Genomic DNA, 2,776 nt, shown 5'->3' with positions numbered 1-2,776 from the left:
GCATGAAGCTGCCGAGCCCTTTCCAGCCCCGCAGTTGCTTGTCCCCCAAGGCACCGAGTGCCTCCAGCTTCTCGATCAGGGCGATTCGGTTCAGACGATAGGCGATGTCCAGTGGGGTGTCCCCCACAAGATTCCGGTCATTGAACGCCAGCGGATCAAACGACGACAGATACTGCGTATTGTCGAGAAGCACTGAAGCGTGCCAGTCCCCCAAGCCGAGCCCCTCCATGTCATCAACGCAAAAGCTCGTCGAGGCCAAAGCCTTCTGCAGCAGAGAAAGCAAAGCGGGCGTGTATGGCATTACTGTCTTCCCTGTTGCGGATAGATGACAAAACCCTTGATGGCACTACTCACACAGGGCGAGAGCATTGGCAGCCGTCCCGTACCTGACAGYCATGCACAAACCGTTGACTAGGCTCATGTCGTGCGGAGTCAGGCAGCGTATGGCAGTTAGATCGGGGCTGGCGACGATACAGGCCAGCGATTTCGCCCGGCTGACGGCTACATTCAAGCGATTTTTCGAGTACAGGAAGCCAATGTCTCTGGGCAAATAGTCTTCATTGGAGGTTGCCATCGATACGATAACAATCTCCGCTTCCTGCCCCTGAAACTTATCCACAGTACCGACACGAGCGCCCGCTGGCAGCATCTGTTTCAACAACTGTACTTGCAGGTTATACGGGGCTACTACCAGGATGTTTTCGATGCAGATCGCGTGCTCTACGCCCTTGTTATCCACATAACGCTGGCGCAGGAAGTATGCGTAAAGCTCCTGGACTTGCGCCGCTTCTTCGTCCGAACTCTGGCTGTTGCCATCGTGCTCCACAGGGCAAAACATCAGCCCGCTGTTCGGCACTTCCGGTCGCTGGCCATCCAGTAACAACACCCGCTTCTCAGTACCGGGCGCCGAAGAAAGTTGCCCTTCGTACACTGCTTGCGAAATGAACGAGCAAACGTTGGGGTGCATCCGCCAGGTTTGCGCCAGGAACACCCCACGATCAGGTGCGATTGTGGGCGTGCCATCCAACAGATAGTCGAGGATGGAATCGCCGGAGCGGCCCGGATGCACGCCTTGCACTGGCTGCGACAATTGCATCTGGTCGCCCATCAGGACGATGTTTCGCGCAGCCAAGCCCATCGTGACCAGATTCGCCACACTCACCTGACCAGCCTCGTCGACGAAGAGGTAATCCAGTTGCTCGGTGAAGACGGGGTCGGCAAATAGCCAGGCGGTGCCGGCGGTCAAGTTAATGTTCGGCCCCCACGCATCGAGGAACTCCTTTTTTTCCTCGATGGAACGGATGCAGCGGCCGGTGAACTCCGTGCCTTCGCCCTCCGAGGACTTTTTCAATCCCGTGAAAGTGTATCCCTCTTCTTGCGCACGAGATTCAACCGCCGCCAGCAGGTTATTGATGGCGTGGTGCGAATTGGAAGTTACGCCGATACGCTTGCCCGCCTTGAGCAAATCAACGATGACGTGCGAGCCGGTGTAGGTCTTGCCTGCACCAGGCGGCCCCTGAATAAACAGCACGCTGTGCTCGAGGTTTCGCACCACCTGCTTGATGGCATCAATCGTCGGCAGGCTTGAATCAAGCAGTGGTGCACCCGGCTTAATGCCCTTCACCCGCGGAGCGCGACGATGTAGAAAGTCTGCAACCGCCTGGAAGCGCTGTTCGCCGGCCAAGAGGCTGTCGGCATAACGGAACAACGCCTTGCGCAGCGAAGTAGACGGGATCGGCCTCCCGGGAATCATGTCGAAGTAATCAGGCGGTGCATTTCTCTCGGTAGCCTTGAATGTCGCCAGACCGTTGTCATGGTCCAGATTAACCAGCTGTACGCTGACCAGGGACTCGGTGATGACGCCCTGAGAACCCGTACGCATTTTGGTTTCTTGAGGGTCGAAACTGTACTCATACAAAAACGATTTCTTGTTCGGTTCAGGCGGTGTGTTTGTGCGCCGCAAACCGGCCAGGCTCTCGATATCCTCCAGCAGCTCCTCGGTTGTCATGTCCTGCCGACTGAACAGCTGCCACCACGTTGGCTTCTCTGCACGGCGGTGGAAGTCGAGTAGCTGGAAGGTGAGCAACGTGACCTGATCCTCGTCACTCATGGCCTCTTCGTCAGTGCACATCCCCCCCAGCAAACGATCGCGATAATCTTCCAGACGAATCTCGATCTCCTTTTGCTCCGCCATGGATTTCTCGCTTTCGGCTTCAGATCCAAGAAAAGCGCCTGCACTCGACGGCTTGATTTCCAACAGCCAGTTACGAAGAAGATAGGTGGATAGCACGTCGTCTTTGTTGTAATGCTCGATCTGCTCAAGCAACTTCGATTCGCCGGTCTCTTTCCACTGCTCATAAAACACGATACTCGCGCCGGCATTGGTGACGTCGCCGTCGCGCTGTTCCATGTAAAAGTGCTCGATATTCTTGATCGAGTAGCTGGGTTCGGACACCCGGATCGCTTCGCGCACGACCTTGTACAGATCGATCAGTTTGCCGTTGCGCAGCAACCAGTCCACTTGTGCTTCACGCGTCCCGTGCTGGCTCATCAGGCGTTTGATGGCCGTCTCTTCGTAGCTGGCATAGTGGTAAATATGCGCGTCGGGGTAACGTTTGAGATGGCCGATGACCCAGTCGATGAACTGCTCGAAGGCGATCTTTTCTTCTTCTCGGGTATGCGCCCAGAAGGGTTTGAAGGTTTGCTGCCCAGCCTCGTCGATGTAAAGACCGAAGAGGTATTCCAGGCCACCCTCTTCCAGCGGATTGCCCTCCAT

General features: G+C 56.2%; 1 protein-coding gene and 1 pseudogene. Both read right to left on the bottom strand.

Going from position 1 to position 2,776, the window contains the following annotated elements:
• Nucleotides 1-301, bottom strand: a pseudogene (locus AC1DRJ_RS23655) (ankyrin repeat domain-containing protein); the annotation flags it as partial.
• Nucleotides 302-346: 45 nt separating this feature from the next.
• On the bottom strand, nucleotides 347-2,776 hold a 2,430-nt coding region (locus AC1DRJ_RS23650; RefSeq protein WP_477804284.1), incomplete at its 5' end, for a TM0106 family RecB-like putative nuclease.

Source organism: Pseudomonas sp. P5_B2, assembly GCF_056400445.1.
This window is presented reverse-complemented; position numbering and strand designations above follow the sequence as displayed.